This is a genomic window from Microbacterium sp. MF43 (assembly GCF_012847295.1).
Lineage (GTDB): Bacteria > Actinomycetota > Actinomycetes > Actinomycetales > Microbacteriaceae > Microbacterium.
The window spans coordinates 196,092-213,193 of sequence record NZ_JABBDY010000002.1 but is presented as its reverse complement, the minus strand read 5'-3'; the positions used below and the strand labels follow the sequence as shown (position 1 = coordinate 213,193).

Annotated in this window: 8 protein-coding genes; 3 read left to right on the top strand and 5 right to left on the bottom strand. The window is 62.8% G+C overall.

Going from position 1 to position 17,102, the window contains the following annotated elements; translation table 11 throughout:
* The first annotated feature begins 145 nt into the window (after positions 1-145).
* From HF323_RS05330 to HF323_RS05320, 3 genes are all read left to right on the top strand, one after another.
* Entirely contained in the window at positions 146-1,378 is a 1,233-nt protein-coding gene (locus HF323_RS05330; protein WP_169581555.1) for a hypothetical protein, read from the top strand.
* Between the two features lie 1,232 nt (positions 1,379-2,610).
* Positions 2,611-3,657 carry a nucleoid-associated protein gene (locus tag HF323_RS05325; RefSeq protein ID WP_169581554.1) on the top strand — a complete coding sequence of 349 codons (1,047 nt, stop codon included), beginning with the start codon at positions 2,611-2,613 and terminating at the stop codon, positions 3,655-3,657.
* A 2-nt stretch (positions 3,658-3,659) separates the two neighbouring features.
* Entirely contained in the window at positions 3,660-4,649 is a 990-nt protein-coding gene (locus HF323_RS05320; protein WP_169581553.1) for a hypothetical protein, read from the top strand.
* 167 nt (positions 4,650-4,816) lie between these two features.
* On the opposite strand, the gene HF323_RS05315 is transcribed toward HF323_RS05320, so the two are convergent.
* The 5 genes from HF323_RS05315 to HF323_RS05295 form a co-directional block, all read right to left on the bottom strand.
* Positions 4,817-7,555 (bottom strand): AAA family ATPase, encoded by a 2,739-nt coding sequence (locus tag HF323_RS05315; RefSeq protein ID WP_169581552.1) that lies wholly within the window; start codon positions 7,553-7,555, stop codon positions 4,817-4,819.
* A 215-nt stretch (positions 7,556-7,770) separates the two neighbouring features.
* Entirely contained in the window at positions 7,771-10,542 is a 2,772-nt protein-coding gene (locus HF323_RS05310) for an ATP-dependent DNA helicase (RefSeq protein WP_169581551.1), read from the bottom strand.
* Positions 10,543-10,684: 142 nt separating this feature from the next.
* Positions 10,685-11,155, bottom strand: coding sequence for a hypothetical protein (locus tag HF323_RS05305; RefSeq protein WP_169581550.1), 471 nt, complete (start codon positions 11,153-11,155; stop codon positions 10,685-10,687).
* Positions 11,152-13,842 carry a site-specific DNA-methyltransferase gene (locus HF323_RS05300; RefSeq protein WP_169581549.1) on the bottom strand — a complete coding sequence of 897 codons (2,691 nt, stop codon included), beginning with the start codon at positions 13,840-13,842 and terminating at the stop codon, positions 11,152-11,154. The genes HF323_RS05305 and HF323_RS05300 overlap by 4 nt, the downstream gene beginning before the upstream one ends.
* Positions 13,832-16,975, bottom strand: a complete 3,144-nt coding sequence (locus HF323_RS05295) for a DEAD/DEAH box helicase family protein (RefSeq protein ID WP_317451002.1) — start codon at positions 16,973-16,975, stop codon at positions 13,832-13,834. Before HF323_RS05295 ends, HF323_RS05300 begins: the two co-directional genes overlap by 11 nt.
* Positions 16,976-17,102 lie beyond the last annotated feature (127 nt).

The following is a 17,102-nucleotide window of genomic DNA, read 5'->3' as shown; positions in this document are numbered from 1 at the left end:
ACTGTAGGCGACTGCGATCAACTGGCGCGAGTACGACACCGTGGTGGTCACCGCGCGCAGTCAGGAGCGCTCAGCGGGCGCCGGCGCAGCGGGCCAGGGGGCCGAGCGAACCTGTGATGCGCACAGAGTCCTCTAGGTTTGCCGCATGAGTGAATCAGTCGCGACGACGGGCTCTGATCGGCATACGTGGCGATCGACGATCGCGCAGATCGCGGCGGTCGCCTTGCTACTGGTGATCGCGGTATCGCTCAGTCTGTTCGGCGTGGTTGCTAACGCACTGACTTCAGCCCCTGGCTCGTCGTTCATCTCGAAGTTGGAGTACGCCTCGGAGTACGCCGTGGTCAGTTGGTCAGAAAGCCTTTCGGAGCTCGCGGGCTGGATCGCGCCCCTCACGACGACGGTGCTGGTAGCTCTGCTTGTGTGGTTGGCGATCCCGCACGATCGGCCTGAACTGCTGCGCTGGACCAGCGAGGGGCTCCCTGAGGTGGCACCCGGCGACGACCTTCTCGACCTCGAGTCGACTCGCTCGATCGTCGCCACGTCCGCCACAGTGGTCACTGGGGCGTACGTGGCATTTGTAGTGATTCTGCTTAGTCTCTCAATCCACCCCGCGGTGCCCTGGAGCCCCTCGATCATTGGACTCGTTGCTCTGGTCCCACTCGTGGTTGTCGTCGGCGCGTCTTGCGGGCGCTACTCACTCGGCTCTCTCTTGTCTCGCTACATCATCGCTCGAGATCAAGCTGAGCGGACACGCGCTTGGGATGTGCGAATTGCGCGGCATTCGCGTGCGCGTCCTCACCTGGCCTTCTGGAGGGCCATTGCACTTTCGAGCGCGATCACCGTAGTGCCACTCGTCGTGGCGTCGGGGATCGGCGCAGCCAATGGCGAGGTCTCTCCTTTTGGGCCGGTTGCGCTCCTTCTGTCGCTGTGGGGTTTAGCCATGATGTCATTCGCCGTCCTCGCGACCGAGGCGAGATTCTTTTTCGACCCATGGGTCCGGTGGAGCCTCACGTTGTTACCTCTCGTGTTCTGGATCTTGTGGGCGACTATTGTCGTGCGTGCGGCGCTCGGTTACCGAGGGCATGAGGTTGAAAGTGCTCTATACCTGACGGGCTTTCTTATTCCGGGTCTGCTGTGGGTTGGACCTTGGTGGCGTGGTCGGCTCGCTACGGTGCTCTTCACGGACGCGAGTCGGCGAAAGCGCGTGGCCGTGGCGGAAGCTCGCGAACGGAAGCTCCTCGAAGCACTTCACGCGGCTGAGGGGTATCGCGGACGCATGGGGCTAGCTCACCACGTCCGCGCACTTCTTTTCGCGGGCAGGCGCCGTCACTCTCACGCGTCGCCCTTCGAGGGGGATGGCCCGCCTGCCCCGAAGTGAATCGAGAAGTCTCGCCCGTCCAGCCCTGATCGTTCCCGGCTGGATGGATCGTGCCAAAGGAAGCCAACGCACTATCCGATTGCGTGCAGCAAACGAAGCTGTGCCGTCGGCGCGCACTGGCGCGATCGCGACCAGCGGCTGTGTCCCGTGCCGGTCATGGGACCAGAGGATCGCGAGCGATCTCATGCTGGAGTGCTGCGAGGGCTCAGCCGTGAGGCACCGGTTGAGCCACCAGGAACGAGATCCGGACCTGATCCAAAGGCGGATTGGGGCGAGGTCTGCCACGGCCGCGAGTATAGGGGCCAGGTAGCTGACGCCCGCGATACTGCTACTACTTCGGCCCCTGCTCGACGCCGCCTCGCCTTCTAGGCAAACTCTCAGGGTCCGTGCCCATCGACACACCGTCTGCCGACATGATTCAGCGCCCGCGGATTTCCGGGGATGCGTACTACCTGAGAGTGGTGAAGCCAGCCCTTCGTGCTTGGCGTCCGCGTCAAGGAGCAAGACCGATTCGTGCTTGTCGTGTCCGACAGCGTGACGTGTAACGGCGCGGAAGTCGGTTCGCCTCGGTATCCTGTGCATAGAGAAAGACCTCGGGAGTTATGACCCCGAGGCCTTCTCTTGAAAAAGAGTCCCAGTCCTATCTGACTGAGGCAGTGCCGGTCCTGAATGACTGGCGATGGTTGCCCCGCGCTGGGACCGTTCGTAGTTGGCGCTGCGGACGGTCCTGGGGAAACCACTACTCAAAAGAGTAACCGAAGTTAGTCGGCGTGTCGCTCAACGTTGTGCACAGAGTCGCTATCAGTCGGACTAGCAATCCTGACACGATGTCAAGTCTCGTTGACACTCTTAGCGTCACGGGCAATCTCACCAGCAACGTGACTAGCGATTTCGCTACCAACGTGGCAAGCAACCTCAGCATCGCTCTCGCTGCCAGGCCGCCTACCTCTACGCCGGCATGATAGATGACTCGCCCATTGGATCACGGCGCGAACCCGCCGCGGCGAGCTGCGCCGGCTGTGCTGACGGAGGATGCCGCGAGCCGGCATCGAAGTAGTCCGGAACCTCGGTAATTGCGGGTTCGCCGATTCGGCGGTTGAGGGGTGCGGAGGTCAACGCCGGTGCCGCGTCAAGGTAAGGGTGCGGGCGTCGCCCGCCCGACGCGCGGGGGTACACGCATCCATTCAGCGGAATGGGGAGGGGCGTCCCCTAGTCTTCGAGGCGGGAGGGTCATGATGATTAACTATTCGTCGCTCAAGCTCGGGAGCGTGATGATGCATCGAGTGCTTCGCGATGGTTCCGGGCAGCACACATTCTCGACAATGTTGACCGACGCGCCCGTGGAACTGTCTGCGCAGGACCTTGGGTACCTTGTTAGTCGGTTTCAGAAGTCTCTCTACAACAGAGCCCTCCCGATCGTCCAGGCGAACGCGGAGAAGCACCCCGCCCGAGACACACTCCTAGCGCTCTGGGGCTCGTCCACATCTCTCGAGGATGCAAGCAAGTTGCTGGCGGACGCGTTGGCGTCTACTCAGCCTGGTACAGCGGCCGAAGGGCTGCTGGTGGTCGCCGAGGCTAGCCTCGGGAACGAAGAGGGCTTCGTTATCGCCAAAGTTGAGCACCAAGAGGCGATGCGCCTGGAGCCCACAAAGGACGAGCACGGCAATAACGTGTTCGCCGTAGAGCTGCTCCGGGACCTGGTGTTCGGTGACAAGACAAGAATTTACAAGGTTGCGATTTTCATCAAGGCCTGGTCGGCAACGGGGTTCGTGTCGGGGGAAGCGGTCGACGAGCAGAGCGATCGGAACATCGCCGCATACTTCCTCGGCAAGTTTCTCGGAATGCGGCTGAGGGAGGAACCGTCGGTCATGACGGAGATGCTGCTGGACGGCATCACGCAAGCGATCAACCGGAGCAGCATGACAGGCGACCAAAAGGTCGACGTCCAGCATGCACTGCTGTCCGAACTTCGTTCAAACGACAGGCAGTTCGATCCAGTCGCATTCATTCAGAAGCACGTTCCGAACGGGCACGGAAAAGAGATCGCCTCCCTTGCGCAGGCCGCGAAGGCGCCCTTGGTTGCGTTCTCGAAGGACAACTCGCGGATCGATAGTCGAATGCGGAAAGTGCGGATCGAACTCGAGAACGACATCACAATTACCGCGCCACCTGAGGAGGTGGGGGGCGATGGCGCAGTGCAGGTGTCGGACGGCACGGCTGGACCCACCGTGCAGATCATGGGAGCGCGAGTGGAGAGCGTCAAGAACGGAGCGCGGTAGGTGTGACCATCACAGCGCGAGAGTTGTATGAGCAATATGCAGGACTGCACGCGCAGTATAAGGCGCAGGCGAGTCAGCTCCAGGTTGACCTCGCCGAGTGCATTGGCGAGCGTGGCGTTCTAAAGGCTGCGGTGTCAGCGCGAGCGAAAGAACCGCTTGAGCTTTTCAAGAAGCAGCTGCGGAAGAAGTACTCCGACCCATGGTCTGAATGCTCCGACATCGTTGGCGCGCGCGTGATTGTCGGGACGTCATCCGAAAGGTCGGAGGTGGTCGCTAGTCTGCGAAGCTCCAATCTTTTTCAGGTCATCGCCATAGAGAACCAGGAGGAACAGTCCGACCCATCGGTCATTCGTTATCGAGGGCTACACGCTCACATCACCTCGGACGCCGTTCAGCGTCCGGACGGGACGCCACTGCAATGCGAGGTGCAAATCAGAACCGCGGCGCAACACGCCTGGGCTGAAACGGAGCACCGTTACATCTACAAGAAGGGCGAGGTACCGGACGCCGTGAAACGACACTTTAATCGCCTCCTCGTCTTGATGGAGCTCTTCGACCTCCAGCTCGAAGAGGGCGTGTCCATGGCACGCGAGCTCGACGGCTTTCGACGGCTTGAACTAGCTCAATATCTTGAGGCAACGGTGAATCATCTGACTCGCGCGCCCAGCGATGCTCACTTAACGATGCATGTCATCGAGCAGGTGGAGTCGGCCGGCCTTGGTTCCGCGACCGAGCTTCGCGCTTTGGTTGAGGTCTATATGAGGGAGAATCTGGGGGAGGTCTCGACGGTCATCAACGAGTACGGCCCGAAATCCGAATCGCATGATGTGAGCTCAGGGTGGATAACGACTCAAGGCGAACTGATCCTGATACTCGCTTTGCTGAACCGCGACGAGTATGCACTGTCGAACGCACTTGAAGGGTCGGACCTGTTCGACCCTGTCGAACGACTCGCGATGGCGACTGGGCACATGGGCTTCCTTCGGGGATAGCTCGACGGTTTTCCGGTCGGCACAAGGGAGCTGGTCTTGGCCGCCCGCAATCCGGTCTTCTACCGGAGGGGGAGAAAATGACGCAAGTGCGGTGATGGCGCATTCGACCCCGCCCGAATAGCCAACCGAGGGCTTGCCCAATGATCGTCCGGTGAATCGAGCATTTGTCACATCCCGATCCCGCGCCCCGCACTCGGCGCCACGACCGGACCAGTCGCCATCGCCGAGTACCGGCGCCGCGCCGCGCGCCACACCTCCGCCCGGGCCGCGCGCACAGCATCCTGCATCGTCAAGTCCGGAGTGCCGCGCTGCATCGACTCGGCGAGGCACTCGCGGGCTGCGGCATCGCTCCGTGCGACTACGATCGCGGCGTTGTGCAGCCGGCCGCGCGTGAGACCTACGTAGAGTCCCGCGGCATCCACGTCGGGCCCGACGATCGACGCGTCGGCGGTGTCGCCCTGCACGCCGTGCACGGTTGACGCGTAGGCGAGCTGCAGGTGCTCGCGCGCATACTCGGTGGACACTTGCGCAACCTCGCCGCTGTCGCTCACGGAGGCAAGAGAGAGGAACTCGTCGCGGATGCCGCGCACGATCCAGTGCGCGCGATTCTCGACGCCCGTGAGTCGGTCGTTGCGGCGTGTCTGGACGGTGTCGCCGACGAGGATGCGCTGCTGCCCAATTCCCCACGCGGCGACGCGGACGTCGAGCTCGCCCTGATCGACTCGCCGCTGCTGGATGGCGTCGCTGATCGCATCCGCCTCGGCATTCGTGCCTGATACCAGCGTCACCCGCTTGCCGCGCGCGTGCCACTCGAAGTACGCGTCGATCATCCGCTCACGCGCCGCGTCGTGATGGTCGACCCGCTCGACGTGACCGTGTTCGGCAAGCTCGCCCGCGACGGCGAGCGCACGCCCGCGGTCACCTGCGTCCCGGAGCCGCAGTGTGAGCGCCGCGTATTCGGGATCGCGGAACCGGTGCACTGTGTCGAGCTCGACCGCAGCGTTCGCGTGCCGGATCGCAGAACCCATCGCACCCGCGTGTCCGACCGGCAACGCCTGGTGCGTGTCACCCACGAACGCCAGCCCGACGCTCTGCTCGATCGCGAGCTCGACGAGGATGTTCGCCGTCTGCAGATCGACCATGCCGGCTTCGTCGACGACAATCCGATCGCGAGGACGCAACACGTACTGGGCCGGTCCGCCGTATGCGACGCCCGTGCTTGGATCGACCTCTCCCACTCGAAGCCTGGTCCACACCTTCGCGCCAGCGTCGTCGGTGCCCCATCGGTAGCCGTGATCCGAAAGCAAGGAGTGAATACTGGATGCCGCGGCCCCGACCTCGCGAGATGCCACCGATGCAGCCTTTCGCGTGGGAGCAATGACCAGCATTCGTCGCCGTTGCGACGTCAGCGCCGCGAACGCGGCGTGCAACATCGTGGTCTTGCCCGCGCCTGCGGGGCCGGCAACTGTCACGAGCCCGTCCGTGCCGGCGATGGCGCACGCTGCAACGCCCTGCGACGTATCCAGCGCCGACAGATCCGCGTCTGGTGCGAGCCGGTGCAATTCGTCCGGCAGTAGGGAGCGCCCGGGTCGGGCGAGCGCGTCCAAGCGGCCAGCGAGGCGCACCTTGGCGAGGACGGTTTCCGTCGCCATAAACGCCTTCACCTGCGTGGGTGGATCATCCGCAACGAGCCGATAGACGGAACGCATTGCACGCTCCGTGATCTCGGTGATCACACCGTCGAGACGGTCGCGTTCCGCAACGACGCCCGTGCGCGAGAGAGCGCGTATTGCGCCGGCGCGCATGTCGAAAACGCTGAACCTCCCGCCGGATGACGTGGACCGTTCGTCCGCGTCGACCACCGCCTGTGCCGCGAGCAGATCCAAGTCGATGGCGTGCAGCTCTGTGGCGGCAACTGAAATGGGTGCGCGCGGGCGGGTCGCGCTCGGATCGATCGCTGTGATCTCGTCACGGACCTGGGCCTCCCAACACTCCTCGTCAAGATCGGTCGGCTTGTTCGGACGCGCCACCGCCCACGCGCGCCGATCGATCTGTTGCAACACCTCCACGCTCGGCGCGGATCCTCCGTGCGCCGCCGACCACTCCGCGATCATGCGCGCGCGGTTGGTTTCGATCTGCGCCGACCGACGCGAGACGGGCCGGACCGCGCCCGCGAGCTCGGCGATCTCGCCGGCGTGGTCAAGCGTGTATCCGTGCCGCGCGAGCGCAGCGATCCAGGCGGGATCGGTGCGAGCGGCGAGTTCGCCCTCGGCGTTGACGACAGTGTGCAGTTTCATCGCGACGCGTGAGTCGAGGTTCGACCACTTGCCGTCCGCGCCGAGCACCTTGATGTTGAGCCAGAGGTGACGGTGGATGTGCGGGTCGAGCGCGCGCGAGCGTCGATGCTGTAGCTCGACGACCTCGATGCGGGTGATCTCCTCGCGGATGAGCCCACCGTGCCCGCGCCGCGCGTTGAGCTCCGTCTGCCAGGTGAGCAGGATGCGCTCACGTAGCCGATTCTGGAGGGCTTCGAACTCGGCGGCGAGCTGGGGATGCAGTAGCGCGGCGATGCTGTACGACTTCGGATGATTGAGCGTTCCGTCAAGCAGAAGGTCCGCGTCAGGGCTCAGTCGCTGATGGCCTCGCCCTTCGCCGGTGACTGGGTCGTGTCCTGTAAGCCAGACGCGAAGGCCGCCGGCATCGAGCTCATCGGAGGTGATGACGCCGTTCTCGACGATGAACCGCGCGACGGTCGAATCGGAAGCGTCACTGTACGCTCCAAGTGCGTCAACACTGGGGGAGTGCTGCAGGTGAGCATCGCAAGTGCCCTCGAGCGCGTAGGTGAGCGCTTGTCGAACCCCTCGGGACTCGGCACCTCGCTTCCATCGCTCGAGGCCTCCTCGCATGCCGCCAGCGTAGGCAAGGTTTTGTGCGTTATCCAGGTATTTTTCTGCGTTGAAGGTATGTGTAGGGGAGTGCTCCTAAAGGGCGTCGCCCACCCTGGGTGCCTGCGTGCATTGCAGTCGGTTCGTCTACGATGCCGCGCTCGATCGGCAGACATCGCGCTGGCGCATTGCGACTTCCGTGGGTGGCGTGCCCAGAGGGCCGCGTCCCGGTCGCGTCAGGCTTTGCCGCCCTCGAGCAGCCAGGCGAGATCATCGAATCCCTTCTCGGCGGTGTGATCGTGTGTGCACGCGAAGCGACTGTTCCGAATGTCATCGGCGACGCCGGCGATCCGAGCCCGTATGCCGCCCAGAAGCGCGGCGTCCACGGTCTCGCGAGAATTCTTCGCCTCCGCATCCAGGTTGAGCACCTCGACAAGATCGGCTGACTCTCCTGTGAGGTCGCGATATCCGAGCGCATAGACGTGCAGCTGATCGCGCGTGACATCCTCCTCTTGCGCTCTGTTGGTCGACTTGAAGTCGACGATCGAGACTTCGTCCGTCTCCAGCCGCTTCACCAGGTCAATACGTCCGTTGACCGTGACTCCCGGGGTAACGACCACTTCGATCTGCTTTTCCGAGTGGATCGTGCGTGTCAGATCGTCGCCGTGGAGGTCGAAGTATCGCTCGAGCGACTCAACCGCGGCCTTCTCCAGTTGCGCACGGAGCGCTGGGTACGCGTACGGCGTGTGCAGGTGTCGCTCGACGAGTTCTTGTGCTTCCGCGCGCGCCGGCACGTCTCCCGAGATCGCACGCTTGTGCATCTCAGCGAGCGCGTCGTGGAGCCCTTTCCCATACCCGAGCGCCTCGTGAATGGGTGGGTTGAATCCGTACATGAAGCGGAGCTTGAACTGGTATGGGCACTCGAACAGGTACTTGAGCTCAGAGAACGAGATAGTCACGGCAGGTGTCTCGAGCTTCGGCCTGGGTTCGAGTCGAGGCACGTCTGGCAGGCCTTCATCTCGAGTTGAGACCCACGTCGCCTTGGTCGTATGAACGAAGAAATCCGACGGATTCGCATCCCGCTTTCCGTTGCCTGGCGCAAAGGTGACGTAGAGGTACTTCTTTGCACGCGTCACAGCGACGTAGAAAAGGCGCGTCTCTTCAAGTTCGCCGCCCTTGTACCGCTGACCGTGCGGCACGGCCTCGAGCGGGATGACGTGGAAGATGCCGAGACCGCCGATCCCCGCGGCTGGGAACCGATTGCGGCGGACGCACGGCACGAACACTGCCGGCCATTGCATTCCCTTCGCGCGATGAACAGTCGAGATCGTCACCGCATCCGGCGTGGCGTAGCCGGCATCCTCGTCGGCCTCCTCGTAGTAGCTGGGGGCGTTGTAGCGAAGGAATCCGACGAAGGAGTCGTACTTGTTCTGAGGAGAGGAAGCGAAGTAGATCGTCTCGAAGTCCGAGATCACCTGAGAGAACTTGCCGAGTTGATACATCACCAGCTCGGCTCGGGCTGCGCCGCCGGGAATGGTGTCTTCGCGCAGCCCGAGCTGCTCTAGCACTTCGAGGTAGAGGCGCTGAATGTTGTACGTACCCCAGCGCTCACCGCTGTCAAAGCGGCGAGCACTGTCGAGCGACTGCAGCACGGCAGGAAAACGGTCGGCGAAGGGCACGAGATTTGCTTCTTCCCACAGACCCCGCAGCTCGCCGCCGTCGATTTCACCGACCATGTATCGGAAGAGCGCGACGAGCGCGACCACTTCCGGTGCGTCGAAGAGCCGGGCGAGTCCCTTGATCAGGTAAGGGACGCCGCGGCGTCGCAGCTCCTCGACGAGCGGCCCGGCGTCTTTCACCGTTCGGAACAGCACCGCGCAATCCGACCATGAGAGCCCGCGAGGATCCGAATCGGGTTCATCCGTGAACGGCATCCCCTGCAACGCAGCGATGCGGTCCGCGATCCACGCGGCTTCGGCCTCGAGATCTTTAAGAGTAAGCGCAAGCATGTCGCCGCGTTCCCACTGTTGATGCGACGCATACTCCATCTGCTTGACTAGCCGCTCCTCGTCCGGAATACGATCTGCGACGCTCCGACCGAGTGCGACGATGCCCTTGGATGAACGAAAGTTGTCGACCAACTGGATCGTGCGCACGTCATCGTAGCGATCCGCAAACTCGAGGATGTGCTGCACCTCACTGCCGCGCCACTGGTAAATGGTCTGGTCGTCGTCGCCGACCACACAGATGTTCGCGCCGAACCGCACGAGGCCGGCCACGAGCTTTTCCTGCAGGGGGTTGACGTCCTGATACTCGTCGACAACGACGAAGCGGATGTCGTCGCGGATGTGATCGAGTAGGGCACGCTCGGATGCGTCGAGCTCGTCGCTCTCGTCGATCTGGAGCATCGCGACCGCGGTGGCGATCATCGTCGTGTAGTCGAAGTAGTTGCGCTTGGCGATCATGTGCAGGTAGGAATGCAGACTCGCGTTGACACCGTCTGGCACGAGGTCAAAGTCGATCTCGTCCTCCTGCAGGATCGAGAGCACCTGAAGGTAGAGCTTTGAGTTGGTGTAGCGCTTGAGCACGGGCGTCCCGGCCGACATCGTGGGGCACGTCGTTAGCCCGGACTCACGGCTGTTCCGATCGACGAGCAGCCTCTGCGTAATCTCGGTCAGGACGCCGAACTTAAAGGACTCAGGCACATACGTCTGTAGAAGGTTTAGGCAGTAGGCGTGCATCGTGCCGATGAACATTTCCGCCATGCCCTGTAGCTCGCCGTGCTCTGCCTCGACAATCGCATGGATGCGCTCCTTGAGTTCAGCGGCAGCCTTATCTGTGAACGTAAAGGCGATGATGTTGCGTGGCTCAACCCCCGGCTGAGCGAGGATGTGCGAGATGCGCTGTGAGATGACCTGCGTCTTTCCGGAACCAGCACAGGCGACTAGCTGCAGCGGACGATCGATCTCCGCGATCGCGTCTCGCTGCGAAGGAGTGTATGTCGTCATCGATTTTGCCTTCGCTTCCAGTTCTCGACATGCCGCCCGAAGCACATGAGCCGCCCGGTGTACACCTCGCAACGATTCCGCCCGCGGCGGCTCGCTCCGGGTGCCAGCGGGCTGAGCGCTCCCACGCAGTCTCCCGATCCGTTCAGAGCCCGTGCCTCATGCGCCATCCCCACGAGGCGTCAAGAGGATCTCCCTCACCTCGAGTCTCGATGAGACGTCTGACATTCGGATACTCATCGTCGCTAGCCGCGCGAAGCTCATCCCGGTAACCGTCGGCTGCGCATTGATCGACGATTGCTAGCGCCCAGAACTTCCACGTGCTATCTGTTACTCGACCGAGTCCCCGGAGATCTACCTCGTCTTCACAAAGCTGAAGGTAAGCACGCATCACGGGACGATCGGCAGCGGTCGGAACGCGATCGACCGCAAAGCTCTCGGAACGCCGATCCATCAGCTCCCAGTAACGCGACACGTACAGCGACTCGAACTCGCGGTGCATCTGTCGGCTGTGGAAGATCAATTGAATCGCCGCGACTCCGATCGTGAGGAAGGTCAGTGCACCGATCACGACTGAGGCGATGTCAGTCCAGTTAGGAGGCGTCGACTCCATCACGGAATGTCGATGATCTTCATGACCTCATCGCCGTAATCGTTGATGACCTTAACAGCGATGCGGCCAGTCGATGGGCGCGGGAACGGAAGCGAGCTATCGCGGTAGAGAGCTGCCCACGCGTCGGCGTCGATGTCGGACTTCAGGGCAGTCTTCAGCTTCTTGTAGGGGTCATTGCCGCCCGTGAAGTAGCAGTGGCGCACGAAGAACGACTCCTCGTTGTAGTCGGTGTCGATCATCCACAGCGCGATGCGATCGGTGCCGGCGCTGCGTACTTCACTCGTCGTCGGGTCGTAGACGTCCACGCCACGCAGGTCGACTCGGAACTGATCGTCGTCGAGCGGGACCACGTCGATGTCGGGCTCGCCGAAGACGGTGAAGAGATTGCCCGCCCCTGTCTTCTTGAGCTCTTCGCCCATCAGAAGGTCGGCGTTCATACGCACGAGCAGCACGCGGATGCGTCCGAGCGTGCGTTCGCCCTCCACCTGTGCAAAGCCCTCGTCGGCGACGATCGTGACGCCGTCGGCCTCGGTGACACCAGTCGCCTGCGGATCGAACGCGAATCCGAGCACGCAGAGCAGATCGACGTCCTTATCGGCGATCGCCTCCTTCGCTGCCGCCTTGATGAAGCCCGGGCTCACGGTGCCGTACTGCGGACCGATTGCGATAGCGACGTGGCTCGGCGCGGTGTCTTCGTCGTCATGGCGACGCTCACCGATCGCCTGGACGTAACTTCCGGCGTAGCCACCGAGCGAAGCGAACTGGATGCGCTCGGTCTTGCGCCCGTTCTGGATGCCGGCGCGCTGCAGGTTGTCGAGTATCGACTGCTCGAAGTTTGCGGTGTCCGCGTCTTCGTCGGCCGCGCGCTCGCTCGCCGGCTCGGTCTTGTCGATCTCGTCGAACGAGAGTGAGCGGTGCGGCGAGAGACTCTCGACAGTGAATGGGCCCGACACGCGCACCTTTGACTTGTCCTCATAGGGCTTGTCGTAGAGCACTTCGAATTCCGCGTGCCGCTTGATCGCGACGTCGATCTCGGCGCGCGTCATGCCCTCGCGAATGTCAGGGTTGTTCACGATCGATTTGAGCGTGACGTGTTGCACACGCTCATACACGAACCCGTGGCGGATGTCGCCGCCAGCCGTCGAAGGATCAATCGCCGTGCCCGATAGCGCGGCCTCCTTCGCGCGGCCCACTGCACTGTCGGAGAGGAGGTAATAGGGGTACCTGCCGCCCATGAGGCGTTGCCGCGCCAGCGCGAGCGCAACGCGAGACGTGTCGACGGTAATCCAGCGGCGACCCCATTGTTCCGCCACGAAGCTCGTCGTGCCAGACCCGCAAGTCGGATCAAGAACGAGATCTCCAGGATCAGTGGCCATCAGCATGCAGCGCTTTATGACTTCCGGGTTCGTTTGGACAACGTAGGTGGCCTCTCCGGCCGGAGCCGTGTCGTGCCAGGGGTTCGTCAACTTCCGGAAGGGAAAATCGTCGTGGAATGATACGAATCGAGGGGAATCCCCCTCGACAAACAGCCGACCAATGCTCGCCAGCGCGCGCATCTTCGGTTCGGTAGTGACCCACGACTGCCCAGCTGCGGGTCGGTAGAGCTTGTCTTCGAACTCGAACTCGAACACTGTTGTGTCGGAGTATGAGGGAGCCCACTGGGAGATGGTTCCGAAGAGCCGTACGTCGGTGCTCACCGACGCAGGGTCCTGCCGCTCTTCGGTAGTTAGCCGGCGCCTTGTGCCATCGGCCAGTTCGACACCCGTCCACCGACCATTGCGATCCGGGGTTGTCGGTACATATGCCTGGCGATATTTGAGGTCATCTAGGGATTTCGCGAACCACAGGATGTGGTCATGCATGCGCTCTAGAGTCTTGGCTCCGAGCGGCATCAGCTTCTTTCGAAAGATGATCTGCGAAACGTAGTTCTCGGCGCCGAAGACCTCGTCCATAAGACTGCGCACCAGATGGACATTTTCGTCACCGATCTGCAGAAAAACTGAACCTGACTCGGTCAGGAGATCGCGCGCGACCACGAGCCGATCACGTAGGTACGACAGGTATGAGTGGATTCCCAGCTCCCACGTGTCGCGGAACGCCTTGATCTGCTCGGCCTCGCGCGCGGCATCCTCGAGCTTGCCGTCCTTGACGTCGCGCTTACGTGCCGAGACCTGCCAGTTCGACCCAAACTTGATCCCGTAAGGAGGGTCGATGTAGATCATCTGCACCTTGCCGCGCAGCTGCTCACGCTCGGCGAGGGAGCCCATTACCTGCAGCGAGTCACCGAGGATCATGCGGTTCTTCCAGTTCATGTCGTGCTGGTAGAACTCGACTGCGTCTATCTCGGGCAGATCATCGAAGTGATCGAAGAGAGTCAGCTCGGGCTCGACCTGACCCGCGGCCGCGGTCTTGCGCAGGTTTTCGACGAGCACACGGGGATCGATCTTCTCTTGGATGTAGATCGGCGGCGCATCGACGACGAGATCCTCGCGATCCTGGGCATCTTTGCCGCGCCACACGAGCTGCGGGTCGAGGCTCGGGTCGCGGGGATACAGCAGTGGAGGCAGGCCGGAGTTCGGCTCGTCGAAGAAGGTGCCCGCGGCATCGGCCGTCGGTATGTTCGTCCGCTTGTCTTCGTGGCGGATCGACTCGACCGGTGTCGGACCCTTCGGGGTGCTGCTACGCGCCATGCTTTTCCTCCTGGTGCGCGGGCTGCCGCTCCGCGAGCACGTTGTCGTCAAGAAGATCGGGGTCGCCGATGATCGGCGTGCCCGCGATGAGATCGTGGATGGCACGAGGAAGCACCGTGTCGGCGTTGGCGACTTCATGCTGGTGCATCTCGATGTAGCCCCACCTGCCAAACCCTCCGTGGTTATTGACTGCGACGCACCAGCTGTCGCGCGCGGTGCGGGCTTTCTCCTTCGTTGGCCCGGGACTCTTGTGCGACCCGGATACCTCAACGATCAGGGTGCGCTCTAGGCCGTCGTCGTCCGTTGGGAGGCGGAGCAGAAAATCCGGCCAGTACTCGTGCGTGCGAGCAAGATGGACGTAGGGGATCGAGAAGCCGAGCTGGTCGTTCTTCACGTAGCTCAGAATGATGCCCTTGGCAGCAAGCTCCTCGCACACGCGGGCCACGCGCTTCTCCCATTCGTTGCCGTCCTTGCCGTCGAGCGTCACGTGGCTAACGTGGCTGAACTCGGTTTCGATCACCTTCTTGCGCGTGTCGAAGTGCACCGATGCGGTCGTGCCCGTTGGATCGAATGCGCGCAGGATCGGGCGCAGACGGGGCCGTCGCGCGTCCTCCGACTCGAGGCGCGTGATCGCGTTATAGATCGTGGCAGCGGCGAGTTGCTGTGGCTCAGCGAGGGTGAGGTAGCCGAGCGAGTAGCCCGGGTCTACGCGCACGCAGTCGCGCAGCCATTCCCTCGTGATGGTGACGAGCTGCGGGAATAGCCACGGCCGGCGGTCGCCCTGCGACATGAAGTATGTCCGCAGAATGCGCTCGGCGATCTGGAACGACAGCGCCTGCTCGCGCACCTCCGCGATCCCCTCGATGCGCTCCTTCTGCCCGACGATGCCAGCGGTCTCGACCCAGCTGGGGACGGTGTTTCCGTCGATTCGCAACGTGTCCGCGTTGTCGCGATCGAAGATGAGCTTCGCGTCAGGAATCTCGACGCGGTAGCCGCTGAGAACCGGGAAGTCGATGCGCAGGTGATCGCGCTCTTCGATCGCACGCACGCGCGTCGCGAGCTGCGGAGGTTTGGGCGGGGGTACCGCCTTGTCGGATGGGATGAAGGCGAACGGGATGCCATAGACGTTGGAATATTCGGGCGCGAAGAGGTCGCTCTCTTCGTCGGGAGCGTATGACCGACGGCGCAACCCGCGACCGACGACCTGCTCGCACAAGAGTTGCGACCCGAACGCACGGATACCCAGGATGTGGGTGACCGTGTTGGCGTCCCAGCCCTCGGTGAGCATGGCGACGCTCACGACGCACCGGACCTGCTCGCCGAGCTTTCCCTTCTTGCCGACGGTGTTCATCACCTCGCGAAGAAGATCCTTGTCAGTGAGCTTGTCGGTGTCCGCGCCCGGATTGTCGACCCGGTACTGCTTCTTGAAGGCCTCGATCTCGTCGGCCGCGGCATCCTTGAAGTCTCCCTTGAGCGGTGCATCCGACTCGAGCTGCTTCGAATCGACGACGATTGTGCGCGGTCGGGCCAACGGCTCGCCGTTGACGACATTGCTGAACAGAGGCAGCTTGCCATTCGCGTGCACGGCCGCGCCGTCTTGCTCGACTTCGTAGCCGGCGATCCAGTCGAAGATCAGGCGGGAGACCAGAGTGTTGGGCGAAACTACGATCATCACCGGCGGCGGTTCGCCATGGTCGCGGAGCGTGGCTTCCCACTCAGCGAAAGCCGCCTTGTAGCTCTTGTAGAGGCTGAGTAGCGCACCCTCGAGCGCCGCCGGCATCACCCACTCGGCCGGGTTGGCCGGCGCAGACTTGGCGGTGCGTGGCCAGTGCGGATCGTCCTTGATCTGGTCGTAGAGGTGCAGGTAGGTCACCTGCTTGTGCGCTGCGTCGTCATCGACGGGGAGCCGAGGAATCTTTACGATTCCGGACTCGATCGCGTCCATGAGGGAGAAGTCGCTGACCGTCCACGGGAAGATCAGTCCTTCGGCCCAGCCCGATCCGGTGAGGTAGAACGGGGTCGCAGAGAGGTCATAGATCTGCTTGATTCCCGCATGCTTGCGGATGTCGACGAGCCCCTTGAACCAGACCCGGGCGTCTTCGTTCGCGTCCTTACTATCGGCGTCGAGCTTCGCCCCCAGGTCACGCGGCTGGTAGCAGTGATGGGCCTCATCGTTGAGCACGACGATGTCGCCCTTGCTTTTACTGAACCCGCGCAGCACGCGGGAGACTACTGCCTGCGGCGTCTCACGGAAAGGATCCTCGGCAGAAGCCTTGCCTGCGAGGAGGAGCTTGCGGGTGTTTGCGTTGACGCCCTTAATCTCCTTGGCGTCGCGGGGCATGAATTGGTGGTAATTGACGATTTGGATCTCGGCCTGTCCGAGCTGCCCACGCAGGTCGGCGGGAACGAGACCACGCAGGTCGTAGTAGTTCTCCTCGTCGCCGGGCTGCAGCACCTTGAGGCGATCACGGATCGTGATGCCGGGTGTGACGACGAGGAACTTCTTCGCGAATCGGGCGTCGTGCGGGCTTGCGGTCTTATTAAGCGTTTGCCACGCGATGAGCATCGCCATGACGATCGTCTTGCCCGAGCCGGTCGCCATCTTCAGTGCGATGCGGGGCAGGTTCGCGTTGTGCTCCGCATTCGCCGAGCGGATCGTGTCCAGCCACGCCGTCGCCTGGCCGCCGCGGCTGGGCACGTAGTCGCGGCGCCCCACGACCTCGGCAAGGAAGATTGCGGTCTCGGCAGCCTCGCGCTGGGCGAAGAGGATGCGGTTCTCACGCTTCTCGTCCGCCCAGTGCTCCAGGAGTTTGCGCGAGATCGGAGTGACTCGCTGGTAGCCGAACTGCCGCCAGTGTCGGACTTCCGCGCGGAGCTGGTCGACGAAGTCGTTGCGCTCGACCTTCTCGTCGGTCGCGTTCAGTTCTAGTTCAAGCTGCTCGAACTGCGGCTGAGTCGGTGTGGCCTTCGCGGAGCGCTTGCGCACCTTCGGCACGGGGACGAAAAACTCGCTCGGTCGGCGGAACTCCGCGATCTCGCCGGTAGGCCCGTTTTCGCCCACCACCCAGTGCTTTCCAGGTTCGTCGTAGGGCGAATTGATTATCGGGTTCTCCAACGAGCCTTGCGTCGTCACCCTTGTTGCTCCCCTTGCATCCGTCATGCTCGCGGGGATTCGCCAACACGTCGATCCCCCGATTGTGCACTCTAGCGGGATGGGAGGACTGCCGCTCCGATCAACTCAAGCATCCGCTCTGAAACCC